At 71.0% G+C, this 25,835-nt stretch carries 22 protein-coding genes and 1 pseudogene; 15 read left to right on the top strand and 8 right to left on the bottom strand.

All coding sequences use genetic code 11. From position 1 onward, the window contains the following. The first annotated feature begins 23 nt into the window (after positions 1 to 23). The 4 genes and pseudogenes from I0C86_RS39545 (at position 24) to I0C86_RS39530 (ending at position 6,180) form a co-directional block, all read left to right on the top strand. A pseudogene (locus I0C86_RS39545) lies at positions 24 to 1,618 on the top strand (OFA family MFS transporter). A gap of 199 nt (positions 1,619 to 1,817) precedes the next feature. Continuing rightward, positions 1,818 to 3,797 (top strand): hypothetical protein, encoded by a 1,980-nt coding sequence (locus I0C86_RS39540; RefSeq protein ID WP_196206436.1) that lies wholly within the window; start codon positions 1,818 to 1,820, stop codon positions 3,795 to 3,797. Then, positions 3,794 to 5,260: an NADH-ubiquinone oxidoreductase-F iron-sulfur binding region domain-containing protein gene (locus I0C86_RS39535; RefSeq protein WP_196206435.1), complete on the top strand. Its 1,467-nt coding sequence runs from the start codon at positions 3,794 to 3,796 to the stop codon at positions 5,258 to 5,260. The genes I0C86_RS39540 and I0C86_RS39535 overlap by 4 nt, the downstream gene beginning before the upstream one ends. A gap of 101 nt (positions 5,261 to 5,361) precedes the next feature. Then, the gene (locus tag I0C86_RS39530) at positions 5,362 to 6,180 is read left to right on the top strand and encodes an inositol monophosphatase family protein (protein WP_196206434.1); all 819 of its coding nucleotides are present in this window, start codon (positions 5,362 to 5,364) and stop codon (positions 6,178 to 6,180) included. 57 nt (positions 6,181 to 6,237) lie between these two features. Here the strand turns inward: I0C86_RS39530 and I0C86_RS39525 are convergent, their stop codons facing one another. Then, positions 6,238 to 6,909 carry a class I SAM-dependent methyltransferase gene (locus tag I0C86_RS39525; protein WP_230395559.1) on the bottom strand — a complete coding sequence of 224 codons (672 nt, stop codon included), beginning with the start codon at positions 6,907 to 6,909 and terminating at the stop codon, positions 6,238 to 6,240. A 115-nt stretch (positions 6,910 to 7,024) separates the two neighbouring features. Between I0C86_RS39525 and I0C86_RS39520 the strand changes: the two genes are divergently transcribed. Next, positions 7,025 to 7,945 (top strand): DUF1295 domain-containing protein, encoded by a 921-nt coding sequence (locus tag I0C86_RS39520; RefSeq protein WP_196206433.1) that lies wholly within the window; start codon positions 7,025 to 7,027, stop codon positions 7,943 to 7,945. A 32-nt stretch (positions 7,946 to 7,977) separates the two neighbouring features. Here I0C86_RS39520 and I0C86_RS39515 read toward each other — a convergent pair whose 3' ends face one another. Continuing rightward, the gene (locus tag I0C86_RS39515) at positions 7,978 to 9,687 is read right to left on the bottom strand and encodes a cholesterol oxidase substrate-binding domain-containing protein (protein WP_196206432.1); all 1,710 of its coding nucleotides are present in this window, start codon (positions 9,685 to 9,687) and stop codon (positions 7,978 to 7,980) included. A 292-nt stretch (positions 9,688 to 9,979) separates the two neighbouring features. On the opposite strand from I0C86_RS39515, the gene I0C86_RS39510 reads away from it, so the two are divergent. Continuing rightward, positions 9,980 to 10,888: an NADP-dependent oxidoreductase gene (locus tag I0C86_RS39510; protein ID WP_196206431.1), complete on the top strand. Its 909-nt coding sequence runs from the start codon at positions 9,980 to 9,982 to the stop codon at positions 10,886 to 10,888. A gap of 136 nt (positions 10,889 to 11,024) precedes the next feature. Here the strand turns inward: I0C86_RS39510 and I0C86_RS39505 are convergent, their stop codons facing one another. After that, positions 11,025 to 12,461, bottom strand: coding sequence for an amidohydrolase family protein (locus I0C86_RS39505; protein WP_196206430.1), 1,437 nt, complete (start codon positions 12,459 to 12,461; stop codon positions 11,025 to 11,027). Between the two features lie 419 nt (positions 12,462 to 12,880). On the opposite strand from I0C86_RS39505, the gene I0C86_RS39500 reads away from it, so the two are divergent. Further along, positions 12,881 to 13,426, top strand: coding sequence for an SMI1/KNR4 family protein (locus I0C86_RS39500; RefSeq protein ID WP_196206429.1), 546 nt, complete (start codon positions 12,881 to 12,883; stop codon positions 13,424 to 13,426). Between the two features lie 114 nt (positions 13,427 to 13,540). Here I0C86_RS39500 and I0C86_RS39495 read toward each other — a convergent pair whose 3' ends face one another. Further along, positions 13,541 to 13,789 (bottom strand): hypothetical protein, encoded by a 249-nt coding sequence (locus I0C86_RS39495; RefSeq protein WP_196206428.1) that lies wholly within the window; start codon positions 13,787 to 13,789, stop codon positions 13,541 to 13,543. A gap of 148 nt (positions 13,790 to 13,937) precedes the next feature. Here I0C86_RS39495 and I0C86_RS39490 point away from each other — a divergent pair, with 148 nt between their 5' ends. Together I0C86_RS39490 and I0C86_RS39485 are read left to right on the top strand one after the other, a co-directional pair. After that, a complete protein-coding gene (locus tag I0C86_RS39490; protein WP_196206427.1) occupies positions 13,938 to 15,092 on the top strand; it encodes a sensor histidine kinase in 1,155 nt (384 codons plus the stop codon). Continuing rightward, positions 15,089 to 15,751 carry a response regulator gene (locus tag I0C86_RS39485; RefSeq protein WP_196206426.1) on the top strand — a complete coding sequence of 221 codons (663 nt, stop codon included), beginning with the start codon at positions 15,089 to 15,091 and terminating at the stop codon, positions 15,749 to 15,751. Before I0C86_RS39490 ends, I0C86_RS39485 begins: the two co-directional genes overlap by 4 nt. A 115-nt stretch (positions 15,752 to 15,866) precedes the next feature. Here the strand turns inward: I0C86_RS39485 and I0C86_RS39480 are convergent, their stop codons facing one another. From I0C86_RS39480 to I0C86_RS44170, 3 genes are all read right to left on the bottom strand, one after another. Continuing rightward, a complete protein-coding gene (locus tag I0C86_RS39480) occupies positions 15,867 to 17,132 on the bottom strand; it encodes an MFS transporter (protein ID WP_196206425.1) in 1,266 nt (421 codons plus the stop codon). Then, positions 17,129 to 18,430 (bottom strand): GH1 family beta-glucosidase, encoded by a 1,302-nt coding sequence (locus tag I0C86_RS39475; protein WP_196206424.1) that lies wholly within the window; start codon positions 18,428 to 18,430, stop codon positions 17,129 to 17,131. Before I0C86_RS39475 ends, I0C86_RS39480 begins: the two co-directional genes overlap by 4 nt. Before the next feature lie 211 nt (positions 18,431 to 18,641). Beyond that, complete coding sequence (locus I0C86_RS44170) at positions 18,642 to 19,925, bottom strand: helix-turn-helix transcriptional regulator (protein ID WP_323374138.1); 1,284 nt, start codon at positions 19,923 to 19,925, stop codon at positions 18,642 to 18,644. 123 nt (positions 19,926 to 20,048) lie between these two features. Here I0C86_RS44170 and I0C86_RS39465 point away from each other — a divergent pair, with 123 nt between their 5' ends. The 6 genes from I0C86_RS39465 (at position 20,049) to I0C86_RS39440 (ending at position 24,081) form a co-directional block, all read left to right on the top strand. Then, complete coding sequence (locus I0C86_RS39465; RefSeq protein ID WP_196206423.1) at positions 20,049 to 20,525, top strand: DivIVA domain-containing protein; 477 nt, start codon at positions 20,049 to 20,051, stop codon at positions 20,523 to 20,525. Continuing rightward, positions 20,522 to 20,779, top strand: a complete 258-nt coding sequence (locus I0C86_RS39460) for a hypothetical protein (RefSeq protein ID WP_196206422.1) — start codon at positions 20,522 to 20,524, stop codon at positions 20,777 to 20,779. The genes I0C86_RS39465 and I0C86_RS39460 overlap by 4 nt, the downstream gene beginning before the upstream one ends. Next, positions 20,779 to 21,231, top strand: coding sequence for an Imm1 family immunity protein (locus tag I0C86_RS39455; protein ID WP_196206421.1), 453 nt, complete (start codon positions 20,779 to 20,781; stop codon positions 21,229 to 21,231). The genes I0C86_RS39460 and I0C86_RS39455 overlap by 1 nt, the downstream gene beginning before the upstream one ends. Before the next feature lie 171 nt (positions 21,232 to 21,402). Next, entirely contained in the window at positions 21,403 to 21,909 is a 507-nt protein-coding gene (gene rnhA, locus I0C86_RS39450) for a ribonuclease HI (protein ID WP_323374137.1), read from the top strand. A 148-nt stretch (positions 21,910 to 22,057) separates the two neighbouring features. Further along, positions 22,058 to 22,795 (top strand): Clp protease N-terminal domain-containing protein, encoded by a 738-nt coding sequence (locus I0C86_RS39445; RefSeq protein WP_196206419.1) that lies wholly within the window; start codon positions 22,058 to 22,060, stop codon positions 22,793 to 22,795. Then, a complete protein-coding gene (locus tag I0C86_RS39440; protein ID WP_196206418.1) occupies positions 22,792 to 24,081 on the top strand; it encodes an MFS transporter in 1,290 nt (429 codons plus the stop codon). The genes I0C86_RS39445 and I0C86_RS39440 overlap by 4 nt, the downstream gene beginning before the upstream one ends. A gap of 88 nt (positions 24,082 to 24,169) precedes the next feature. Here I0C86_RS39440 and I0C86_RS39435 read toward each other — a convergent pair whose 3' ends face one another. Then, on the bottom strand, positions 24,170 to 25,681 hold the full coding sequence (locus tag I0C86_RS39435) for a PQQ-dependent sugar dehydrogenase (protein WP_196206417.1): 1,512 nt from the start codon (positions 25,679 to 25,681) through the stop codon (positions 24,170 to 24,172). Positions 25,682 to 25,835 lie beyond the last annotated feature (154 nt).

The following is a 25,835-nucleotide window of genomic DNA, read 5'->3' as shown; positions in this document are numbered from 1 at the left end:
GCAAGCGAGGTACGACCGTGCCGCTGCTGTCCGCACTCCACCATCAGCACACCGTCGCCGCACCGGGGTACAGCCGCTGGCTGATTCCGCCGGCCGCACTGTCCGTGCACCTCTGCATCGGTCAGGCGTACGCGACCAGCGTCTACAAGAACTCCCTGATCGCCCACTTCGACGCCAGCCAGACGGCCATCGGTGTCATCTTCAGCATCGCCATCGTGATGCTGGGGCTGTCGGCGGCGGTCGGCGGAACCTGGGTGGAGGCGAACGGGCCGCGCAAGGCCATGTTCGTCTCCGCGTGCTTCTGGGCGACCGGATTCCTGGTCGGCGCGCTCGGCATCGCGACCGGGCAACTCTGGCTGGTCTACCTCGGTTACGGCGTCCTCGGCGGGATCGGGCTCGGCATCGGATACATCTCACCGGTGTCCACGCTGATCAAATGGTTCCCGGACCGCCCCGGGCTCGCGACGGGGTTGGCCATCATGGGCTTCGGTGGCGGCGCGATGCTGGCCAGCCCGCTGTCCCGGCAACTGCTCTCGTTCTACGACCCCGGCTACGACCCGTCGAACTCCGCCTCGGTCGCCTCCGGCGGGGCACTGGTGGGGCTCTTCGTCACGCTGGGTGTCGGCTACTTCGCCATCATGATGTTCGGGGTGTTCAACGTCCGGGTGCCGGCGCCCGGGTGGCGACCGGTCGGCTTCGATCCGGCCACGGTGTCCGCCAAGCCGCTCGTCACCACCGCGAACGTCTCGGCGACGAACGCCATCCGGACCCGCTCGTTCTGGTTGCTCTGGATCGTGCTATTCTGCAACGTCACCGCCGGCATCGGGATCCTCGAACAGGCCAGCCCGATGATCCAGGACTTCTTCCGGGATGGCGGGACGTCGACCGTCACCATCGCCGCGGCCGGCGGCTTCGTCGGACTGCTGTCGCTGTTCAACATGGCGGGCAGGTTCGTCTGGTCGTCGACCTCGGACGTTCTCGGACGTAAGCCGATCTACCTGGTCTACCTCGGCGTCGGCATGGTGCTCTACACCCTGCTGGCCCTGATCGGCTCCACCGCGACCGCGCTCTTCGTGCTGCTCGCCTGCGTCATCCTGTCCTTCTACGGCGGAGGGTTCGCCACCGTCCCCGCCTACCTGCGGGACCTGTTCGGCACCTACCAGGTAGGGGCGATCCACGGTCGACTGCTGACCGCCTGGTCCGCCGCCGGCATCGCCGGGCCCCTGATCATCAACGGGTTCCTCGACGCCCAGGGCAAGCCGGGCACCCTCACCGCGTCCGCGTACCGGCCGGCGCTGTTCACCATGGTCGGCGTACTGGCCATCGGATTCGTCGCGAACCTGCTGATCCGACCCGTACCGGAACGCTTCCACGAGCCGGCCGTCCCGGGTGGCGGACCCGACCCGACCACGACGGTCGGTGACCACTCCAGCACTACTCCCGATGTCGACGCCGACACCGACGACTCGCTCGGTACCGGAAGGAGCACCGCACGATGACAGAGCACCCGCACGGTCAGTCCGCCCGTCTCTGGATCTCGTGGCTGCTGATCGCCGTCCTGCTTGGCTACGGTGTCGTACAGACCGTCATCACCGCGGCGAAGCTCTTCACCGGTTGACGCCGGATTGCCCACCCCGGAGGGGACCCAACTCCACCGATCGTGAAACATAATCGGCACGGGACTCATCCCCCCGGCCTGTTTCTCCGTACCTGTGGTGGGTCGGGCCGCCAGCAGTAGGCGTCGGCGGCGCGACTCCGACCAAAGTGGCACGATCGGGACGGGGCAGAATAGGCGACCGCGCTCGTCGAGCCGACGGGTGGTCAGCTGGGGCGCGGTGGTGGGCACCGAGGCGGAGATCGAGGAGCGTATGGCCCGGACGAGGCAGATTCAGCGAGCCAGCATCCCCAAGAGCTTCACCAGCCGGGGTAGCACACCCCGGCCCAGGGGGGCGGTCGCAGTACTCGTTGTCTCGGCGTTGGCCGCCCTGTGGGCTGCGGCGATGCTCAGCCCGATCGGCAGTCTGATCAACGCGTACATGTTCGTGTTCATCGTGTTCTTCGCCGGACCGGTCACCCTGGTGTCGCTGAGCCTGACCGTGATGGCCGGCCTGGTGGCGACCGACCGGATCGTCCTGTTGATCCGACACCGGGTCCTGCTCCAGTCGGCGCACCGGTCCCTCGGAATCATCGCGGTCATCGCCCTGGTACTGCACGTGTTGACCAAAATCACCGCCGGACACATCAGCACGAGCAAGGCGCTCCTGCCGTTCGTCAGTGGTGCCGGTGTCTACGTTGGACTCGGCACCGTCGCCGGGGTGCTCATGGTGAGCGTGCTCTGGACCGGCCTGGTCCGGGTCCGGTTCGCCGGTATCGGTAAGCCGTGGCTGTGGCGTGCCCTGCACAGCGTGTCGTACGCCGCCTGGCCGATCGCGCTGGTGCACGGCCTGCAGGCCGGCCGCGCCGCAGCCACCTGGGTGACCGTCAGTTACCTGCTCTGCGTGGCCCTGGTGGCGGGTGCCCTGCTGATCCGGCTCTCGGTCTCGCTGGGTCGCAAGCGCGAGGAGCAGGGCCAGGGCACCGGCTCGTTGGCTCCGGTCGGCAAGGCGGCCCGGTCGGCCGGACCGGTCCGGACCCGCCTCGGCACGGCTCCCGCCAAACGTCGGACGGCGGACGAGATCCGGGCCAGCCGGCAGGGCTCCCCGGTCACGAGTGGTCACCGGAGTGCGACGGACAGTCAACGAAGCGGCCGGGACAGCCGGTGGGACGACGACACCATGAGCGGTCGCCGGAGCGACCCCGACATCCGGATCGGCCGCAGCGACGACACCATGGGCGGACGCCGCAGCGACGACACCATGGGCGGACGCCGCAGCGACGACACCATGGGCGGACGCCGCAGCGACCCGGACACCCGGATCGGCCGCAGCGACGACACCATGGGCGGACGCCGCAGCGACCCGGACACCCGGATCGGCCGGGCCGACGGCGTGGACACCTCGACCGGGCGCGACGACGACCGGGGAACCCGGGTCGGTCGCCGACGCCGGGAGAGCCTCAACGACCTGCGCGACAACGGGTCGGAGGCGGCCATCGACAGCTGGGCCCGCGCCGGGGAGTCCGACACGACGGATTCGGCTCCCCGCCGGTCGGACCGGTTCGCCGTGCCCGAGGTGCCACTGGAACGGGACGTGGCGACCGGTGCCGGACCAGACGCACCGCCGAGTGACCCGGAACTGCCCTGGGACAGCCCGCGACGCTGGGCGACGGGCGAGCCGGAGGATCCCTGGGACAGGCCGCGACGCGGCTCGGACGACTCCGCGTACCGCCGGCCGTCGGCGGACGAGGACGAGCCGCTCCGCGCCGCCGACCGCGACGAGCCGCGACCGCCGGTGGCCGACGAGGAACGGCGATCCCGGTACGACACCGACGGCGCCGGACGGCGCTCCTGGCGCGAGCCCGACGACGAGCCGGCGACGACCGGCACCCCCAGGTCCGGCCGGCGACGCCGGGCGGCGGACGAGGAACCCGCCACGGAGCGCGCCGGGCGACGGGCCAAGGTCGACGACGACGCCGAGGAGAGTACGGCCGAGTGGGGTCGCGCCGCCCGGTACGAGCCCAACCTGGCGGCGGGTCGGGACGACGACGATGACGCCGACCGGCCGGCCGTGATCGACATCGCGTCCCGCCGGTCCCGCAAGTCCGGCGAACCGCCCAGCCGGTCCTCCCGCCGCAAGAAGTCGGACGACGCGGCCGAGGAAGGGGCGTACTGGACCAACCTGAAGGGAGAAACCCGGTGAGCCTGACCGCCGTACCGCCGGTGGCCTGCTTCGGCGAGCCTCGGCTCACCGCCGGATTCGACGAGTTCGGCAGGCTGGACCTGACCGCGCACGAGATGGTGCACGGCGCCGTCAACCCGCTCTCCCCCAAGGGTCTGCTCCGGTTGGTCGAAGGCATCGAACTCAAGGGCAAGGGCGGCGCCGGCTTCCCGTTCGGCCGCAAGATCCGGGCGGTGCTCGAGTCGGCGGACCGGCAGGACCTGCCGACCGTGGTCGTGGTGAACGCGACCGAGGGTGAGCCGGGCGCGTGGAAGGACAAGGCGCTGCTCACCCGGGCCCCGCACCTGATCCTGGACGGCGCCGCGATCGCCGCGTACGCGCTGGACGCGGAAGAGATCGTGATCGGTGTCGCCGACGACGGCATCGGGGAGGCCTCGCTCACCGCCGCCCTGGCCGAGCGTCGGATGCCGGTGCGGACCGGCATCGTCACCGTGCCACACCGGTTCATCTCCGGTGAGGGCGGCGCGTTGGTACGCGGGATCAACGGCGAGGCGCACATCCCGCCGGGGCGCAAGCAGCGGGCCAGCGACGCCGGGGTGGGCGGCCTGCCGACGCTGCTCTCCAACGCCGAGACGTACGCGCAACTCGCGCTGGCGGCCCGGCTCGGCCCGTACGAGTACGGAACGGTCGGCACCGCCGACGAGCCCGGGACGGTCCTGCTGACCGTGACCGGAGCCGCCGGCCGACCGGCGGTGGTGGAGTGCCCTACCGGTATCCCGCTCCGTGACGTGCTGGAACTCTGCGAGACGCCGGCCGGTCCGGGCGTGCTCACCGGCGGCTATCACGGAAAGTGGATCACCGCTGACGGAGCGGCCACCGCCGAGGTGTCCCGGGCCGGGTTCACCAAGGTCGGCGGCGCGCTCGGCGCCGGCATCATCATGCCGCTGGGCGCCGACGTCTGCCCGCTCGGCGAGGCCGCCCAGGTGGTGACGTACCTGGCCGGGGAATCCGCCGGCCAGTGCGGGCCGTGCCGGCTCGGGCTGCCGGACCTGGCCCGGACGCTGGACCTGATCGTAGGGGGCAGCGCCGCGCCCGAGGTGGTCCGGGCGGCGGCGGGGGCGGTACGCGGCCGGGGAGCGTGCAGCCACCCGGACGGAACCGCCCGGTTCGCCACCTCGGCCCTGGAGGTCTTCGTCGAGGACCTGGACGCGCACGCCAACCGGGGCGGTTGCGGCCGGAAGGTGAAGGGCGTGCTGGGCCTGCCGTCGGCGGCGGACGCTCCGACGTCGAAGCTGGTGGTGGACTGGTCCCGCTGCGACGGGCACGGCCTCTGCGCCCACGTGGTGCCGGAGTTCGTGCGGCTGGACGCCAACGGCTTCCCGTCGTTCCCGTCCACGCCGGTGCCGACCTGGCTGGAGGCGGGCGCCCGCAAGGCGGTGCGGATGTGTCCGGCGCTGGCCCTGCGGATGATGCCGGTGAACTGACCCGGATCAGCCGACCCGGGCCGGCTGATCCGACCGGCGCCGGTCGGCCGAGTGGAACCCCCGGTCCGGTGGTGCGCCCGGTCGCAGGCGAGGATGAGGCCGTGGAAAACGATCTTCTACTGGCCCGGCGTGCCGCCCTGGCCGGCGCCGCGGTCGGCCTCCGGTACTTCGCGGACCTCGCCCGGCTCTCCCCCGAGCACAAGTCGGACGGCAGCGTGGTGACCGAGGCCGACCGGGCGGTCGAGGCCGCGATCCGGGCGGTCCTAACGGAGGCCCGGCCCGACGACGCCGTACTCGGCGAGGAGGCGGGACAGGTCGGCCAGGCCAGCCGGCGCTGGATCGTCGACCCGATCGACGGCACCGCGCAGTTCGTCGTCGGCGACGACCGCTGGCTGGTCCTCGTCGCGCTGGAGGAGGCCGGCGAGATCGTCGTCGGAGTGGCAGTGGTTCCGGCGCAGGCGAAGATCTGGTGGGCCGGGCGCGGCGGCGGCGCGTACGAGGCCGACATCGCCGAGGGAGGCGTACGCGACGAGCGCCAGATCTCCGTCGACCGGACCGCGCCGGAGCGGTTGTCCGGCAGCCGGCTCGGCGTGGTACCCGTCGACGACCAGGTCTTCCCCGCCGAACGCGAGATGATCGCGCCGCTCTGCGCGGTGACGTCCCCGAGCCCGTGGCGCCGGCACGCCGCACTGCTCGTCGCCCGGGGCGAACTCGACCTCGCCGTGCAGACCCGTGGCCAGGTGTGGGACTTCGCCGCCACCTCGCTCATCGTGACCGAGGCCGGTGGCCGGTACAGCGGGTTCGACGGCCGGACCCGGCCCGGCCCCGGCCCGGCGCTGTTCGCCCGGAGCGACGCCCTGCACGCAGCCGCACTGCGTCTCCTCGACGGCCCGCCCGACGCTGCGGCGGCGGCCGGCTGAGTTCCCCGGTACGGTCGCCCGCCCGCAGGTGTCCAGAGCCGGTCGACGGGCGGGAACTCAGTCCGGTGGACGGGCCCGGATGGCGAACATTATCGGGGTGGGCCCGCCACCCTCGGTGAACCGTTCCAGCGTCAGGCCGGCATCGAGGAACGCGTGCAGCAGGGCAGGCAGGGGCCGGTGCACCGCGCCGACCTTGTCCCTGATCCCGTGATCGGTCCACGAGTCCTTCGTCCAGTACGTGTCGAGGTAGCCGGGGCGGATCAGCACCGCCTCCCGGTCGGTGTGGTCGGCGAAGCCGCCGCAGAAGCAGGGGTGCACCCCGATGTGCACGAAGACCCCGCCCGGGGCGAGCACCCGGGCCGCCTCGCGCAGCACCGCCGGGTAGTCGGGCATGTCGGTGTGGACCATCACGGCAACGGCCGCCGGAACGGAACCGTCCCGGACCGGCAGCCGGGTGGCGTCGGCCCGGGCCACCGGCAGCCGCCCGGCGGCGTGCCGCAGCATGCCCGCCGAGAGGTCGACGCCGAGCGGAGTACGACCGAGCGCCCGTACCTGCGCGGCGTACGCGCCCGTGCCGCAGCCGAGTTCCAGGCAGGGACCGGCACCGGGGCCGAGCAGCAGCCGTAGGGCCGTGCCGATGCCGAGCGGGTCGTCGACGGTGGCCGGTCCACCGAGGAAGTCCCGCTCGTACCAGTCCGCGATCTCGTCGTACGCCGGCACCGTCCCCATCGGACCCCTCCCCGTCGCGCCGCTCGCTCCCTCCTATTCAGCCACCCATCGAGGGAGCCGGGCCAGGGATTCCGCGCACGGCGAAAGCGGGCCGCCCGACGGTAAGGTGCTCAGGATGCGGACGTACCGGATCGGCGGTGCCCTCGCCGAGGTGTCCCGGCCGGTGTCGCTCGGCGTCGTCGGCGGAATCTACCTGGTCGCCGGGTTCGGCGGGGTGCTGACCTGGCTGCTCGCCGGAGCACGGCATCCGCTGACCGGTGCCCTGTACGCGGACGTCGTCGCGACCCTGCTCGTCTTCGCCGCCTCGATGGTGCTGCGCAACGCCAGCGTCTACGACCCGTACTGGAGCGTGGCGCCACCGCTGATCATGATCGGTTGGATCGTGTCGGCGGACGACGGGGTCGTGCTCCGCCAGTTCCTGGTGACCGCGCTGGTCACGGTGTGGGCGTTACGGCTGACCGCGAACTGGGCAGGTGGCTGGTCTGGGTTGCGGCACGAGGACTGGCGCTACCGCCAGCTCCGGGCACAGACCCGGGGCCGGCTGCCGTGGTGGCTGGTGAGTCTCGGCGGTATCCAGTCGATGCCCACGCTCGTCGTCTTCGCCGGGCTGCTGCCGGGCTGGCCCGCCGTGGCCGGTGACCGCGCGCTCGGCCCGCTGGACGTGGTCGCCGTGCTGGTCGCCGCCGGGGCGATCGGGTTGGAGGCGATCGCCGACGACCAGCTACGCCGGTTCACCGCCGACCCGGCGAACCGGGGCCGGATCTGCGACCGGGGCCTCTGGCGGTACTCCCGGCATCCCAACTACCTCGGTGAGATCGCCTTCTGGTGGGGGCTGTGGCTGTTCGGACTGGCCGCCGACCCGACCTGGTGGTGGACGGTGGCCGGCCCGCTCGTCGTACTCACGCTGTTCGTCGGGGCGACGATTCCGCTGATGGAGCGGAGGTCGTTGGACCGGCGGCCGGGGTACGCCGCGCACCGGCGCGAGGTGCCGATGCTGTTTCCCCGGCCGACGATCCGGCGACGCATCCCCGGCTGAACCGCGAGGCGTCCGGGCACCTGGTCACCCGGTCAGGATGTGCCGGGCAGCAGTACGTCGAGGAACGGGTTGCTGAACAGCCGGTGCGGGTCGTACCGGTTGAGGGTCGCCACCGCCCGGTTCCAGGTCGGGTCGGGTCCCTGCCGGTACGAGTCGGGAACGACCTGGGTCAGCATGGTCCGGTCGGCCCAGGCGGCCTCGTCGGTGTACCCCCAGCCCTTCGACCACTCCACCCGGCAGCCGGCGTACGCGCCGCGGTAGTTGGTGAAGAAGAACGTCTCCATCTCGCGGTAGAACGCGTGCGCCCGGGGAGCGGTCGGGAAGGTGAGGACGTCGAACCAGACCACGGTGTCCCACTCGGGGTGGTCCGCCCGGGGCCGGACGGCGGACAGGGCCGGCGGCTCCGCCCCGGGTACGTCGACATCGGCGGCCCGGTCCAGCCCGGCAACCCGGATCTCCACCTGGCCGGTGACCGGGAACTCGCCCCGGCTCTGGTACGCGGCGAGCTGCCGCTGGTAGAACTGGGCGAACTCGCTGACCACCCGCTGGATCGAGCCCCGGTTGGTGTGCACCGCGTAGCCGTTCGCCGTCTCCCGCAGGGTGGTCGCCTTGACGTAGAGCAGCAGGTTCTTCGACGGTCCCCACAGGTCGGTGGTCACAGTGGCGGTCAGCCCGGTGGCGGCGGTGGTGTACTGCACCTGACCGAACGTCGGCGCGAGGGCCCAGGCGCCGTTCAGCATCAACTCGGCCAGCTCCGAGACGGGTTCGGGAACGTTGTCGGAGAAGACGTAGTTGTACGGCGCGACGACAGGTCGGGAGGTCAGCGGCCGGGTCGGCGCCACGCTCCAGACCTTCAGCCAGGGCTTGTCGGTGAAGGCGAACCAGATCGCCTCCACCCGCCCCGCCGACGCCACGTAGCTGGCCAGGGTACGCCGGGCCCCGCTGCCGGGCGGGGCGAACAGCTCCGAGTTGGGAATGTCGACCGTGCTGACGCAGCGGAGGTTCTGGTTCGCCCCGACCCGCATCGTCACCTCGGTGAGGAACGCCCGACCGACGTGGGTGAGCAGCGCCGCGCAGTCCGGATGCGACCGGTCGAAGGTACGCAGCACGTATCCGCCGGCCGCCGCGTCCCAGACCACCGCGCTGAGCGAGAGGACGAGGTTACTGAGCGAGCCGTAGGTGTGGCCGGGCGTCCGGGTCTCGCCGTCGGCCGGCACCGAGGTGCCGTGGCCGTTGATCGCGAGGACGCCGCCGACGCTGAGGTCGCCGGGCGCGGGGGTGTTGGTCACGCCGAGCCCGTGCTGTTCCAGGAAGCCGAGGAGGTCTTCCATCGAGGCGCCGGTCTGTACGCGTACCGCAGCCGCCGGGCCGGTCGACAGGACGGTCATCCCGGTCAGGTGCTTCGTGGTGTCGACCAGGATAGTGCGGCCGGCGGAGCCGTCGCCGGCGGGCACGGTCAGCGGCGACCAGGTGTGCCGGTAACCCCGGGGACGTACCGCGTAGCCGTGCCCGTACGCCCAGTTGGTCACGGTGACCACCTCGGCCGGGGTCCGGGGTGCGCAGGTCCACATCCCGTCGACCTGGATCTCGCCGGCCCAGTTGCGGTACGTCTCGCGGTAGACGGGTATGTCGGTCGGAAAGTCCGGTGGCGCGGATGCGGATCGGCCAGATCCCGGCGTCCACAGTGCGCCGGCCGCCGTGACGGCCGACGCTTCCAGGAAACCGCGTCGGGTGAGAGCCATTGCGATCCTCTCTGCTCGGATCTGCTCGGAAGAGGCCGACGCCTTACCCAGCAACATCATCGACGGAACTCGATCAGGTGGTCAACCAACCTCTCCGATCAAACCGACATCGGCGGCACACCGGCGCCAATCCGACTAGCCTGTACCCGGGGCCGGCCGGTCGGCGTCGTTCGCGCTCCGACTTCCACGCCGCGAGGTTGTCCTCGAGCCGATGACGGAACCCCAGCGCCGCACGCCGCAGGTTCGGTCCGGCGTTCCCGAACGTCCGTCCGCCCGGCACAAGGAGAGACTGATGAAGGCCATCACATTCGACACGTTCGGCGGTCCCGAGGTGCTGCGTCTCGTCGAGGTCCCACTCCCCTCCCCCGGACCGGACCAGATCAGGGTCCAGATCCAGGCCGCCGGGGTGAACCCCTTCGACGGCAAGGTCCGCAGCGGTGCCATGGAGGAGTTCTTTCCGACCCCACTGCCCGCCGTACCCGGCATCGAACTCGCCGGGGTGGTGGACGCGCTCGGTGCCGGGGTGACCGGCGTCGCGGTCGGTGACCGGGTCGTGGGCTGGGCCGCCGCACCGACCGGGTCGTACGCCGAATACGCGCTCAGCACCACCTGGGCACCGATTCCCGACGACCTGGACTTCGTGGCGGCGGTAACCTTGCCGGTGGCGGTGGATACGGCCAACCGGGTGCTCAACCAGCTCAAGGTCACGGCGGGTGAAACGCTGCTCGTGCACGGGGCGAGCGGCGCGGTGGGGCAGCTCGCCGTGCAGGTCGCCGTCGCCCGCGGTGTCACCGTCATCGGCACCGCCGCCGAGAAGAACCAGGATCGGGTACGTGCTCTCGGCGCCGTTCCGACCGGCTACGGCCCGGGGCTCGTCGACCGGGTACGCGCCCTCGCGCCGGACGGTGTCGACGCGGTGTTCGACGTCGCGGGCAAGGGCGCGCTCCCCGACTCGATCGAGCTGCGCGGCGGCGTCGACCGCATCATCACCATCGCCGACCCCGATGCCTACCGCCTCGGTGTCACTTTCTCCAATGCGGGCGAGCGCTCCACCGGTGACCTCTTCGCCTTCGCCGACCGCCTGGCCAGGGGCGAGGTCAGCACCACCGTCGGCGCACGGTACGAGTTGGCGCGAGCCGCCGACGCGCACCGGCTTCTCGACGAAGGCCACGCCGGCGGCAAGGTGGTACTGATCCCCTGATCCGTCACGTACGGACGGGTGGGCCGTGCATTCTTCGGGAGCGGTCGTCCGGCGAGGACGGCCGCTCCCGCCCGAAGCGTGGTTCGACACCGTGCGGCCGGGTGTTCGCGGGGCTGTCCGCCTGGTGGGTGCCAGGTCAGCCGAGCCGGTCCCGCGCGGCCTTCGCATTGGCGCGGAGGGTGGTCAGGTCCGCGACCAGTTCTCCGGCCCGTTTGCGGACCTCGCCGGCCACGAACACCCAGGAGATGTTGCCGGGGTGGGCCGCGTGGACCACGGCGTCACGCGGGTCGGTGAGGAACAGGTTGAGGTCGGTCGAGTCGATGACGATGACGTCGGCCTGCTTGCCCGGCGAGAGGCTGCCGACCTGCCAGGTGATCCCCAGCGCGGCGGCCGGGTTGGTGGTGACGTAGGACAGTACGTCGCGGAGCCCGGGTGGCGGCAGGGTGGAGAGGGTGGTGCCGGCCTTGAGCGCGGCCTGCTGGGCCAGCATCCGGTGGCTGGCGATGGAGGCACGAAGGTTGTCGAGCAGGTCGCCGGTGCTTGCCGCGACGATGTCGGCCGAGACCGCCGGGCGGATACCGGCCGCGACACTGGCCGGCAGGATGTCCGGGCCCACCATCTGCATCTCGACGAGCGGCGAGGCGGTCAGGTGCGCTCCCCGGGACTTGATGAGCGCAAGGTCGGCCGAGGTGAACAGGTTGCCGTGGATGAACGTGACGTTTCCGTTGAGCAGGCCCACGCTGTCGAGCATGCGGGGCGCGTAGGTCGCCACCGGTTGTAGACCGGCGTGCAGGGTCACCGGCACCCCCAACTGTTGGGCGAGGCGGATGTCCTGCTGGATCCGCTGCCAGACCTGCGCGGTGGCGGTTTCCGGGTTACGGGTGCCGATCGCCAGCCCGACCATCGGCGCGTTGTCGGTCAGCGCCTTGGCGGCGAGGATGTCGTCGGTGCTGGGTGGGCTGTCCGCCGCGGTGGCGGAGGCCGGCGGGCCGTACGCGTAGACGGCGCGGATACCGGAGTCGGTCAGTGCACGGATACCGGCCAGCGCATGCGCTCTGGTGTTCGTGCCGTGCGCCCAGTCGAGGACTGTCGTGATGCCGCTGTCGATGGCCTCGTACGCGCCCAGCAGCGTGCCGTAGTACACGTCGTCGGCGGTGAGCCGGGTCGAGACGCCGAAGGGCACGTCGGTGAAGTACTGCCCGAAGGTGCTGTTGACCGATCGGCCACGGATGAGGCTTTCCCACATGTGCCGGTGGTTGTCGATCAGACCGGGCATGACGATCATGCCGCTGGCGTCGATGACCTCGGTGCCGCTCGGGACGGACAGGTTGGGCCCGACACCGACGATGGTGCTGCCGATGATGAGGACGTCGCCACGGGCGATGCTCCCCAGCGAAGAGTCCATTGTGATCAGATATCCGCCGCGTATGACGGTGGAGCGTTCGGCGGCAGCGTTCACCGGCGCCGACGCGGGCAACGCCGCTCCACCGAGTCCGGCCACGGCCGCCAGCGAGAGAAGTTGCTTGCGGGTCACCGGAAGTTGGGCCAGCCGGCGTATATTGTCCACGGACATTATGACTCTCCACTGTGGAATTATTTGGGTCGGCGGCAGCGTATCGGGCAGTCGTTGCCGGATCAAATCCGTTCAACAAAATGGCCTTTGACCAGGAAAGATGCAGCATATGTCGGCTGGAAATCGCCGGTGACCAGAGATCGACCTCGCCGTCTGTCCATAATTGTCCATTATGGATTTGAATAGTCGGGTGCCGGCTCGCCGATGGTCCAGGAATCACGCGGTCCGCCACGGAGTCGCAACCGGCCATCCCGCCCGACGTGCCAGCCGGAAGACAGCCCTACCCCCAGCAGGCACAGACACCGGAAGATCATCATCAATGCCGGACCGACGCCACCGACCGTCCGGCTGCGCAGAGATCGTCAGGACATCGCGATCGCGGTGGTCACGAACTACGGCCGGCGTGGCACGATGATCCGATGCCCGCTGGTGACCTGTCCGAACGCGTTACCCGGCTGCTGCACCAGGTTCCCCGGGCTCCGGAACAGCCCTACCCGGGCGGAGCCACCGATCATGAACTGAACGACCTGACCCTCCGTCTGGGCATCCCCCTGCCCGGCGAGCTGGCCGCGTGGCTTCGACTCTGCAAAGGCGAAGCGATCGGGCCCGGCGGAGTTTTCGGTGCGCGACCCGACCGCGAGACCGCGGATATCGCCGCCCATCTCGCCTGGCACCCGCAGTGGCGGGCCCGGAACTGGCTGCCGGTGGCCGGTGACGGCTGTGGCAACTACTACCTGCTGACCACCACCGGCCAACTGGCCGGCTTCGTCGCCTTCGTGGACATGACGGCCGATCCCGACCGCCTCGAGCACGTCGTCGCCTCGAACCTCTGGCAGTTTCTGTTCTTCCTGTTCACCCGCGAACTCGGTGAACCCGGATGGCCATTCGATCCGCACAGCGTCCTGGCCGAAGATCCCCAAATCGCCGGGGCTCCGCCGGAACTACTCCCATGGACCGGGCGCTGACCACCCCACCACCCGCTTCCGCGCGGCGGCGAGATCGTGCACACCAACTCACCACCGCAGAACCGGCGGGATCTGCACCTTCAGGAAGAAGGGCGAAGACAACCGTAGGCGGCACTAGATCGCAATGACGGGCATCTCGTCGGGGTTGCCGTACACCGCCGGCTCCCCCGTCAGCACGTACCCGTCGGAGTCGACCGCCAGCAGCAACGCCGCGGCGGCGTCGACCCGTTCGAGGTCCCGGGCCAGGCCGGCGAGGGCCAGCCAGTCCGCCGGGTCGGTATCGACGACCAGGACGCTGGGATGTTCCACGAGCAGGCCGACGTAGGCGCCTTCGTCGCCCACCTCGGTGATCGTTTCACCCACCGCCAGCGAGACTCGGCCTGACCAGGGCGAACGCCGCCGGTTCGGGCCCGGATGCGGCAAACGAGGGCGAACGTACCGCGTGCGTGGTAGCCAGGTGCTCGTCCGCCAGCAGGACTCGCCGAGCGCGGCCGACAGCTAGGGTGCGCGCATGAGTACCGGACGGCCCGGTGTCCGGGCCGGTGTCAGCGACTGGTTGATCGCCGTCCTCGTGGCGGCCACCCTGCTGATCGCCGGGCTGTCCGGGGAGCATCCCCACACGGATCTCGAACCGCTCGGTTACCCGCTGTTGGCGGTCGGCGGCCTGGCGCTGGCCGCCCGTCGCCGGGCCCCGGTTCCCGTCCTGGCCGTCACCGGGCTCTGCGCGGTGGGCTACCAGGCGATCGGCTTCGACGTGCCGGCCGTCGCATACCTGTTCGCGGTGTACGCCGCCATGCGGGCGGGACACCGGGCCGTCACGGTGGCGTGCTCGGTGGCCATGCTGGCCGCTCTTCCGCTCGCGGCCCTGGCCGCTCTTCCGCTCGCCGGCCTGGCTTCTCCGCACGACTGGCCCGTCGGCGAGGCGTTCGCCCAGGCCCGAGGCGCCCTCGAACTGGCCTGGCTGATCGCCGCGGGCGCGGCGGGTGAGGCACTGCGGCAGGCCGAGCGGCGGGCGGACGAAGCCGAGCGCACCCGGGAGGAGACCGCGCGGCGTCGCGCCGACGAGGAGCGGCTGCACATCGCGCGGGAACTGCACGATTCGCTCACCCACCAGATCTCGATCATCAAGGTGCAGGCCGAGGTCGTCGTCCATCTGGCCCAGCGACGTGGTGAACAGGTACCGGAGGCCCTGCTGGCGATCCGGGAGGCCGGTCGTGAGGCGACCCGGGAACTACGAGCGACCCTGGAGGCGCTGCGCGACGACGGCGAACCCCCGCCGCATGGTCTCGACCACGTTCCGGAACTGGTGGAACGCGCCCGTGCGACCGGTCTGGACGCGACGCTGACGGTCGAGGGACAGCGGCCCGACGTGCCGGCCGCGGTGGACCGCACCGCCTACCGAATCGTGCAGGAGTCGCTCACCAACGTCGCCCGGCACGCCGCCGCCGCTACCGCGTCGGTCCGGATCGACTATCGTCCCGACGCCCTCGCGATCCGGGTCGACGACGACGGCAGGGCCACGCCGGACACCACCCCGATCCCCGGCGTCGGGCTGCTCGGGATGCGGGAACGCGTCACGGCCCTCGGCGGTCGCCTGCGCGCGGAACCGCGCGGCGAGGGCGGCTTCACCGTCCAGGCCGAACTTCCGGTGGGCCGAACGTCATGATCCGAGTCCTGCTGGTCGACGACCAACCGCTGCTGCGCAGCGGATTCCGCGCGCTCCTCGACGTCGAAGACGACATCGAGGTGGTGGCCGAGGCCGCCGACGGCAAGGACGGTCTGGCGCTCGCCAGGAAACACCTGCCGGACATCGCGCTGATCGACATCCAGATGCCGGTCATGGACGGCATCGAAGCGACCCGGCAGATCGCCGCGGACCCGGCCCTGGCCCGGGTGCACGTCGTCATCCTGACCAACTACGGCTTGGACGAGTACGTCTTCAACGCGCTGCGCGCCGGGGCCGCCGGATTCCTCGTCAAGGACATCGTGCCGGAAGACCTCCTGCACGCGGTGCGGGTCGCCGCGCGCGGCGACGCCCTGCTCGCGCCGTCGATCACCCGCAAGTTGATCGACCGGTACGTCACCGAGCCGCTCCACCCGCGTACCGGCACGGAGTTGGAGGAGCTGACCACCCGCGAGCGCGAGGCCGTCACGCTCGTCGCGCAGGGCCTGTCCAACGACGAGATCGCCACCCGCATGGTGATCAGCACATCCACCGCGAAGACCCACGTGAACCGGGCCATGACGAAGCTCCGTGCCCGTGACCGCGCCCAACTCGTGATCCTCGCCTACGAATCCGGCCTGGTGGCACCCCGCAACGCCTGACCTCGACATCCGGCGGCCACGGCCGGAGCGTCAGCGGCCACGGCCGGAACGTCAGCGGCCACGGCCGGAACGTCAGCGGCCACGGCCGGAACGCGGGCACGACGCACACGTACGGTCACCGGACCGAGCGGATCCGCACCACGAACACGCTGCCGAGGAGGGTGACCACGGCGGTCAGGGCGTACAGGGTCGGGTAGCCGCCGAGGTGGACGACGATCGGGGCGGACAACGCCGGCCCGAGCACCTGGGGAGCCGAGTTCGCGATGTTGATCACGCCCAGGTCCTTCGCCCGGTCGGTCGCCCGTGGGAGCACCTGCGTGATCAGTGCGGCGTCCACGGCGAGGTAGACCCCGTACCCGGCGCCGAGCAGTACCGCCGCGACCATCGCCATCGGCCACGACGGCCAGATCGCGAGCAGCAGCGCCGCCACCGCCATGATCACGCCGGACCAGATGACGAAGATCTTCCGGCGGCCGGACCGGTCCGACAGCCGGCCGGCGGTGACCGCGGTGGTCATCATGCCGGCGGTGTAGATCAGGATGAGGACGAGCAGGCCGCCCTCGGGGTCGGCGTACTTCACTCCGTCGGTGAGGAAGTAGAGCAGGTAGAGCGTGCCGAGCGCGTTGCCGACCTGGACCAGGAAGCGGGTGCCCCAGGCCCAGGCGAAGTCGGGATGCTCGCGCGGGCTGATCCACATGCTCCTGAGCAGGGCGCGCGGTCGAAGCGGCGGCTGGTGCGTACGCGGCAGGACGTCATCGGGGGTGACCAGGGCGAACGGCAGGGCCAGGACCAGTACGGCCGCCGCCACGGCCAGGTAACCGGCAACATTTCCGGTGAACACGGCGGTGACCAGGACCGCCCCGACGACGAGGCCGAGCGACTGCGGGATACCCACCCACCCGGAGACCCGGCCACGCTGCTCCACCGGTACCCGGTCGGGAATGGCGGCGGTCAGCGTGGCGAGCGCGGCGTTGAAGCAGATCTGGGCGACCACCCAGCACACCGCGACGCCACCGATCGTGCGCTGCTGGCCGAGGATCGCCAGCGACACCGCGCCGAGAACCGCGCTGAGCAGCGTCCAGACGTGCCGCCGGCCGTACTCGCGGTCGCCGATCCGCAGGCAGGTACGGTCGGAGAGCGCGCCGACGAGCGGGTTGGCCACCACGGCCGCGAGGGCGCCGAGGCCGGTCACGAGGCCGAACATGGCCTCCTTGTTCGCCGGGTCGATCAACTCGACCTGGGTGGGCAGCAGGACCTGGATCGGCGTGAAGAACGCCATCCAGACGCCGAGGTTCGCGCTGAAGAACAGCACGATCCAGCCACGCCGAACCGGTACGGCGGGTTCGGTGAGCGCCGCCGGCAGCGGACTGTCGACCCTCATCGGTCGGCTCTGATGAGATCCCGGTACCAGGTGTACGAGGTCTTCGGCGTGCGCACCTGCGTGGCGAAGTCGACGTGTACCAGCCCGAACCGCTTGGTGAAGCCCTCCGCCCACTCGAAGTTGTCCAGCAGCGACCAGACGAAGTAGCCGCGCACGTCGACGCCCGCCTCCATCGCCGACCGTACGGCCTGAACGTGACCCTCCAGATAGGCCACCCGCTGCGGGTCGTCGATGCCGTCGTACGCGCAGCCGCTCTCGGTCACGTGGATGGGTGGAAGGGCCTCGCCGTACTCCTGCCGAAGGCCGACGAGCAGTTCCCGCAGCCCGTCCGGTACTACCGGCCAGCCGAAGCCGGTCGTCGGGTAGCCGTCCAGCGGCACGAGGTCGAACGGGAGCGGGCTGTCCGGAGACGATGGTGCCCGTATTCCGGTGGGGTTGTAGTAGTTGACGCCCAACGCGTCGAGCGGCGCGGCGATGAGGTCGAGGTCGCCGTCCCGGACGATCGTCGGATCGAGCCCGATCTCGGGGTAGCCCCGGCCGAGCAGCGGATCGGTGAACAGCCGGTTGTGCAGGGCGTCGTACGTCGCCGCGGCGGCCAGGTCGGCCTCGGTACCACCCTGCGGCCAGACCGGCGTGTAGTTGTTGGTGATGCCCACGGCGGCGGCGCCCCGATCCCGCAGCGCGGCGACCGCCAGGCCGTGGCCCAGCAGTTGATGGTGGGCGACCGGCAGCGCGCCGAAGAGGTACGGATGGCCGGGGGCGTGCTCGCCGGTGCCGTACCCGAGGGTCATGTGGATGAACGGCTCGTTGAGCGTGATCCAGAGCCGGATCCGGTCGCCGAGCGCCGCTCCGACGAGTCCGGCGTAATCGGCGAAGCGGTACGCGGTGTCCCGACTGCGCCACCCGCCCCGGTCTTCGAGTGCCTGCGGAAGGTCCCAGTGGAAGAGCGTCAGGACCGGGTCGATGCCCTTTTCCAGCAGGGCGTCCGTGAGCCGGTCGTAGAACGCGATGCCGGACGGGTTGGCCGGGCCGGTGCCGTCCGGCTGGATGCGTGGCCAGGCGACGGAGAAGCGGTACGCGGAGACGCCCAGGTCGGCCATCAACTCGACGTCCTCGCCGTACCGGTTCCAGTGGTCGCAGGCCACGTCGCCGGTGCTGCCGTCGACCACCCGACCCGGCTCGTGGGTGAACGTGTCCCAGATCGACGGCCCGCGACCGCCCTCGGTCACCCCGCCCTCGATCTGGTACGCAGACGTCGAGACGCCCCAGGTGAACGCCATCCACCACCCCCAGGACATGAAAGTTGCTCGCACTGTAGTCCGCCACACCCACTCCGGAAAGCCCTCGGCGAGCACGGAAGAGACGGCCTGGCCCCGGGACCGGACCGGGGCGTGACCCGCCGTCCGGTCCCCGGCCACGGCCTTCGGGACGCGGTGGAGGCCCGGAGATATCGAGCTGATTCAATGCGAGTTCTGAGAGACGGCGCCCGCTACGCCAAGACTTCGTCGGTTATCCGGCGGTGGTCTGGTCGTACGCCTCGACGAAGGCCCGGACCTTCGGACTACGGCTACGCTCCCGCCCGATACCCGCCCTGACCTCGGCCAGCCACGCCGCCGTCCGCCGGGACTGGAGCGCGGCCACGCTCGGCAGGACGGCGAGTGCGATCTCGGCGGCCTGACCCGCGTCGTGCTGACGGCGCACGGCCTCGGCCAACAGCACCCGATCTGCAACGTCGTTCCGCTCGTGGCCCGGGGTCGGCGAGGCTGCGGTATTGGCCCGGAACATCGCGGCGGCCCGGTCGGGACGCCCGAGGGCCAGGTACGCCAACCCTTGGGAGGCGCGTGCCTCCCGCTCCGTCACGAAGGCCAGGACGGGCAGGTCGTCCTCGTGCGTGCCCCTGTCGAGGTGGGTCAGTGCCTTGCTCACCTCGCGACCGAAGGCGTCGGCGTCCTGCTGGTGGGCGTAGGCGTGCGCGGCCCGCAGGTGCAGCAGCGCCCGGAGCCGGGGCGTGGCCCAACCGGCCGAGACACGCTGGGCGGCCTCGACGCACTGGAGCGACTCCTTCGGCTGCTTCTCCCTCGTGAACAGCGCCAGGCAGGCGAGGGCGCGGGCCTCCTTCCGGGGATCGTCGATGATGCGTGCCCGGCTGATCGCCTCGTGCAGGTACCGGCGGGACTCCGCACGGCGTTCCGCGTCGATCGTCAGCCAACCGATCTCGTTCGCCAGATCGGCGAGCGTGGCTTGCAGCGCCTCCCCGACCTCGCGACCGTAGGAGGAGTGGGTCGCCAGGGTCGAGAGCCGCTGATGCACGCCCATGGCCAGGTCACACAGTTCGTTCGCCCCCACCGCCGCATCGGCGAGGCGAAGGCGGTCGACCAGGGAGGCGGCGAGCTTCACCTGCTCCAGGCCGATCGTGCGGGGCACCTCGGCGGAGGCGAACACGTCACGTGCCGGACCGACGACGCCGAGGGCCGTCAGTGCGGCGCTGATCGCGAAGGTCCGTCGGTCCGTGGTGTCACCTCGCTCATCGATCCCCTTCGCCACCGTAACCCCGACAGGTGGGGAGTTGTCCAGGGTGGTGGCGACGATTTCCGAGATCAGAACATCCAACTCGTCCAATGACACATCGAGGGCAATGGCCAGCCGTTTGCGTATCCAGGGCTGCGGTTCGCTGTCGCCGCGTTCCCACCGCACAACGGTGGTCCGGTCGACGCCGAGTTCTTCGGCAAGGGATTCCTGGGTGTAGCCGAGTGCCTTGCGACGTTGGACGAATTGCTTTCGCTTCAATGCCACCCGGCGGCCCCCTCGTCGCTGGTGGTGATGAATTGGCTCTACACAGTTAGCAGTTCGGGAAGATCGATGCAACATCCGCCCTACCCCGGTCCCTCGCCGGTGCTCTGTCTCCGACATCCGGGAATGAAGAGGCTGGTGTCATGGCCCGGGGCGGGTGCTGTGGCCACCGGCTCCTCGTTGTACGGCGTGCTTGCCGACCCCGCCCGCCTCGGTGCCGAGCTCTTCGGGAAGTCGACGTTCGAAAGGGACACGGATGAGGTGTACGGGAGCCGCCCGGAGGGCGGGGTCGGGTGGTGCTGCGGTTGGGGTGCCTGTGGGCGTACCGCCGAATGGTGGTGGTCGGCGGTGAGCGCGGTGTATCCGGGAATGACCTCGGCGGACATCCGGGCCGCGAGGTTCGGGCGGCGGTCGTGGCGGCGCGGTCTCGACCCGGACGAGGTGTACGCCTTCCTGCTCCGGATCGCCGACGAGGTGGAATTGCTCCGTAGCGACGCGCGGGTGGCCCGGGACGACGCGGATCGGGTGAAGGTAGCGCCACGGAACTGGCAGACCCGCAACACCCGGGCCTGCGATGCCCGATGGCGGGGTGATCGTCGATGACGGATCGCCCGGTCGAACGGGTGTCGGCGGCGGTGCGGGGGTCGGACGAGATGGCGGCGCATTTCCGGGACACGATGCTGGCGCACGCGAACGATCCGGAATCGGGAATGTGCGTGCGGTGTGGCCGGAGTCGGTGTGACGACTGGCGGTGGGCATACGAACGGCTGGTCCTCGCCGGTCGGCTCGACGACCTGCCGAAGCCGGCCAGACCGGGCGGCAACACCGGCACCGCGGCTGATCCAGACGACTCGTGATGGTCGCACTGGTCTGGGGTCGGGGCCACTGGCGGGTGGTCGACGGGGTCGCGGAACTCGACGCGATGCTCACCGACCTGACGGCGCTGCCGGTCGGCCCGCAGGTAGTCGGGTTGTATCCGCCGAGGTTCCTGGAACCGGATTTCTCACTGAGCGAGCTGTACGCTCTGCCCTCGTTGCAACTCGGGATCGGGCATCCGACCCGGGACTTCCTGCTCTGGCTCGGTCCCGGCCACGGCCTCGGCTACGAGCGGGAGTTGCCGCCGTGGCCGACCGAGGTGCGGGAAATCGAGTTCGATTACGGCGGCGAGCCGGTCCACTGCGGCCCGCATCGCGCCGCCGTCTCCCCTGCCGCCGTCCACGACGCCGCCCTGGAGTACGCCACCACCGGCACCCGGCCAACCCGCGTCTGCTGGCGCAGCCACCACCCGTCCGACAATCCACCCGACTGAGCGCCCCCGGCATGCCTCTCCCATGACCACGTAACGTTCGGCTCGCTCTGGCGAGCCGAACGCTCACTGATCATGACCGTTGGGGACGTACGGGCGGGATTCGGTCCGAATCCTGTTCGGCGGGGCGCGGGTCCGTGCCCGTGGGGGCGGCGTACTCGGTATCTTGCCGGGGTGACAGACCAGACGGCGCCGCAGGGCGTGGACATCTACACCGACGGCGCGTGCAGTGGCAATCCCGGGCCGGGCGGCTGGGGCGCGGTGCTGCGGTACGGCGACCGGGAGCGGGAGATCTGCGGCGGCGAGGCGGGCGAGACCACCAACAACCGGATGGAGTTGATGGCGGCGATCCAGGCGCTGGAGAGCCTGACCCGTCCGGTGTCGGTGCGGATGCACACCGACAGCACGTACGTCCGCGACGGAATCACGAAGTGGATGCTGAACTGGAAGCGCAACGGCTGGCTGACCGCCGCGAAGCAGCCGGTCAAGAACGCCGACCTGTGGCAGCGGTTGGAGGCAGCCGCCAACCAGCACGAGGTGCGGTGGCACTGGGTCAAGGGCCATGCCGGGCACCCCGAGAACGAGCGGGCGGACCGGCTCGCGCTCCGTGGGCTGCAGGAGGCGGCCGACGGCGCGGTCGGCGCCCGGCCGGCACGCCGCTCGCCCGTCGTGCCGGCGTGATTCCTTCGGCAGCGTCAACCACGGCGTGATTCCTTCGGCAGCGTCAACCACGGCGTGATTCCTTCGGCAGCGTCAACCACGGCGTGACTTCCCCATGATCGTCAACCAGGGGTTGACGATCATGGCTCCGTCAACCTACGGTTGACGCATGGAGGAACTTCCGGTCCGCCTCGACGACCTCATCGAGTACGTACGCCGGCAGCACCCCGAGGGCGACGCCCTGGACCGGCTGTCGGACGCCGTCCTGGTGTCCGAATACCTCGGCGAGCTGGCCGACCATCTGGTCGGGCACTTCGTCGACCAGGCCCGCCGGGCCGGCGCCTCCTGGACCGACATCGGGCAGAGCATGGGCGTGACCAAACAGGCCGTGCAGAAACGATTCGTGGCCAAGCGGTCCGATCAGGACGCAACGGTTCCGGCCAGTGCCTTCGCCCGGTTCACCGACCGGGCCCGCAACGTGGTCGTCAAGGCGCAGGAGGAGGCCCGGCGGTTCGGCGCCGGTCAGGTCGGCACCGAGCATCTGCTGCTCGGCATGCTGCACGAGCCGGCCGGGCTCGCCTGCCGGGCGATCGAGGCGCTGGGCGTGCCCGCCGACGCCGTACGGGAGCGGACGGTCGCGCTCCTCGGCCCGTCCGGCGAGTCGAGCCCGGCACATCTGCCCTTCTCCCCGGAGGCGAAACGGGTCCGGGACCGGACCTTCCAGGAGGCGCTGCGACTCGGCCACAACTACGTCGGCACCGAGCACATCCTGCTCGGCCTGCTCAGCGAGGAGACCGAGCCGGGCGCCCGGGTGCTGATCGACCTGGGGCTGCACCGGGACCGGGTCGAGGAGTGGGTCGTGCAGACCCTGCGCGGGATGCCGCGCTCGGCCAGCTCGGGCAGGTGACCGCCACAAAGCCGCAGCCGACGGCCGGTCCGGCCGAGCAGGAGGCCGCGCCGCTGTGGCGCGGACGTGACTTTCCGCTCTTCTGGTCCGGACAGACCCTCTCCGCGCTCGGGGACTCGTTCTCGCTCGTCGCCGTGCCGCTGCTGGTGCTGCACGCGACCGGATCCGTCGCCCGGATGGGCCTGCTGACCGGCCTGGCCGGCGCGGCGACGATCGTGGCCGGGATCTTCGCCGGATTCCTTGTTGACCGGGTCGACCGGCGGATGCTGCTGATCTGCTGCGACCTGGCCCGCGCGGTCGGGTACGCCCTCATCCCGCTGGTCTGGCTCGTCTCGCCACAGCTCTGGCTGCTCTACCTGATCGCACCGGCCTGCGCCGCGATCGGGATGATCTTCCAGGTCGGTTACGTCGCCGCCGTACCGCGCCTGGTCGACCCCGGCCAGGTGACCAGGGCGAACGGTCAGCTCTACGCCAGTTACGCGGCGGCTGGCCTGGCGGGTCCGCTGCTGGCCGGGGTCCTCTCCGCCGCGCTCGGGCCGACCGCCGCGATCGGCGTCGACGCGGGCACCTTCGCCGTCGCCGCGCTCGGCCTCTGTCTCGTCCGGCTCCGCGCACCGGCCGTGACCCCGGTCGACGGGCGAGGTGGCAGCACGGCCGTCCGGGGCGATTGGACGAACCTGCTGGTGGGAGTGCGGTTCCTGTGGCGGCATCCGGTGCTGCGCACGCTGACCGTCCTGCTGTCGTTTCTGACCTTCCTGACCATCGGGCTGACCGACATCTTCATCTACCACGTCAAACACGACCTGGGTCGGCCGGACGGCGACGTCGGCTACGTACTGGCCGCCGCCGCGGCGGGCACCGTCGTCGCCGCGTTGCTGGTCGCACCGGTCCGCCGCCGGCTCGGCTTCGGCACCTGCTGGATCGGCGCGTACGCCGTCGCCGGGCTGGCCATCGCCGGGGCCGGACTGTCCGGAAGCGTGCCGGCGCTCGCGGTCTTCGTTACCGGGTACGCGTTCTGCACCGCCACCGCCGGAATCTGCTCCATGTCGCTGCGCCAGCAGGTGACCCCCGACCAGCTGCTCGGCCGGGTCACCTCGGCGTTCTGGACCCTGCACTCGGCGCTCGGCCCACTCGGCGCGGCGGTGCTGACCGTCGCCGTGGCCCGGTACGGCACCGCGCCGGTCTGCCTGACCGCCGGCGTGGTCTGCCTCGCCATCGCCGCCGTCGCGACGCTGACCCCGATCCGCCAGCCCCGGCCCGAACTACTTCCGGTACCGCCGGGCTGACCGGCCACCCTGCCGAGCGGGCCGTGGAGAAACCGCCGGCCGCCCGACTCCGGTGCGGTGTCGGGCGGCCGGCGGAACGGGTTCCGGCTCAGGGACTGGTGCAGGTGAGGTTCGTCGGCGCGGTGTTGGTCCCGTTCCAACTGCCGTTGAAGCCGAAGGTGGTCGAGGCGTTGGGCCCGAGCGACCCGTTGTAGCTCACGTTCCGGACCGTGATCGAGGACCCGCTGGCGGTCAACGTGCCGCTCCAGAGCTGGCTGATCGTCTGTCCGTTGGCGAAGGTCCACCGCACGGTCCAGCCGTTCAGCGTCGCGGTGCCGTTGTTCCGGACCGTCACGTCAGCCTGGAAGCCACCCTGCCACTGGTTGGTCTGCCGGTACGTCGCGGTACACGCGCCACTGCTCGGCGGTGGGGTCGTCGTCGGCACGACGGGCGGTGTGGTCGTCGGGGCGACGGTCGGCGTGACCGTCGGGGACGTGGTCGGCGGTCGGGTGGTGGTCGGGTTGGCCGTCGGCGTCGCCCCGGTCGGCAGGAACCGCAGCACCCGGTCGTCGGTCGCGGCCGGCGAGCCCCGGCCGTCGCGGTTGCTGGTGGCTACCCAGAGCGAGCCGTCCGGAGCCCGCTCGACCGTACGGAGTCGGCCGTACTGGCCGTTGAGCTGGGCGACCGGGGTGCCGGCGTTACCGTCGCCGGTCAACGGAACCTGCCAGAGCCGGGTGCCCCGCAGCGCGGCGACGAACAGCACGTTGCCGTCGATCGTGGCGCCGCTCGGCGAGGCCTCGGCCGTCGTCCAGGTGACGATCGGGTTCCGGAACCGGGGATCGTTGCCTCGGCCCTCCACCGTCGGCCAGCCGTAGTTGCCGCCGGGCACGATGTAGTTGACCTCGTCCCAGGTGTTCTGCCCGAACTCGCTGGCGTAGAGCCGGCCCTGGCTGTCCCAGGCGAGCCCCTGCACGTTGCGGTGGCCGAGGCTGTAGACCAGCGAGCCGGCGGTCGGGTTGTCGGAGGGGGCGCTGCCGTCCGGCCGCATCCGCAGGATCTTTCCGTTGCGACTCTGCGCGTTCTGCGCGTTGGCGGTCACGCCCGCGTCGCCGACGCCCGCGTAGAGCATCCCGTCGGGACCGAAGGCGATCCGGCCGCCGTCGTGGAAGTTGGCCTTGGCCAGCCCGGTGAGGATCGGCGTCTGGGTCTGCGGGGCGTCGAGCCGGAACCGCACGATCCGGTTGTCACCGCTGGCGGTGAAGTACGCGTAGACGTAGCGGTCCGAGGCGTAGGTCGGCGAGATGGCCAGGCCGAGCAGACCGGCCTCGCCACCGGGTGTCACACCGGAGATCGTCGCCACCTGTTGCGGCGTCTGCCCCGGCCGGATCTGCATCACCCGGGCGCTGTCCCGTTCGGCGACCAGCGCACTGCCGTCGGGTAGGAAGGCGAGCCCCCACGGCGCCACCAGGTTGGTGGCGACGGTCTGCGGGCGGCTGAAGTCGAATTCACCGGCCGCCAGCACCCCGGGACCGCCCTGTGGCGTCGTACCGGCGACAGCGAACCCGGCACCGCTCAACCCGACGACCAGGGCCGCACCCGCGACGAGAAGGCGATTCCTCATTGCCACACCTCCAGCTGGACCGATCTGCCGCCGTAGAGGCACGGTCGTTCATCAAGAGCAGAGATGAACGTCAATGTATCACTGCCACGATCGACGGTCGAGATCATCCCGCCGCCGAGGGCGGGCGAGCCGGTCCCCGCCCGGCCGACTCGCC

The organism is Plantactinospora alkalitolerans (assembly GCF_015690345.1).
Taxonomy (GTDB): Bacteria; Actinomycetota; Actinomycetes; order Mycobacteriales; family Micromonosporaceae; genus Plantactinospora; species Plantactinospora alkalitolerans.
The sequence above is the reverse complement of the archived record's forward strand: the minus strand, read 5'-3'. Positions and strand labels throughout refer to the sequence as shown.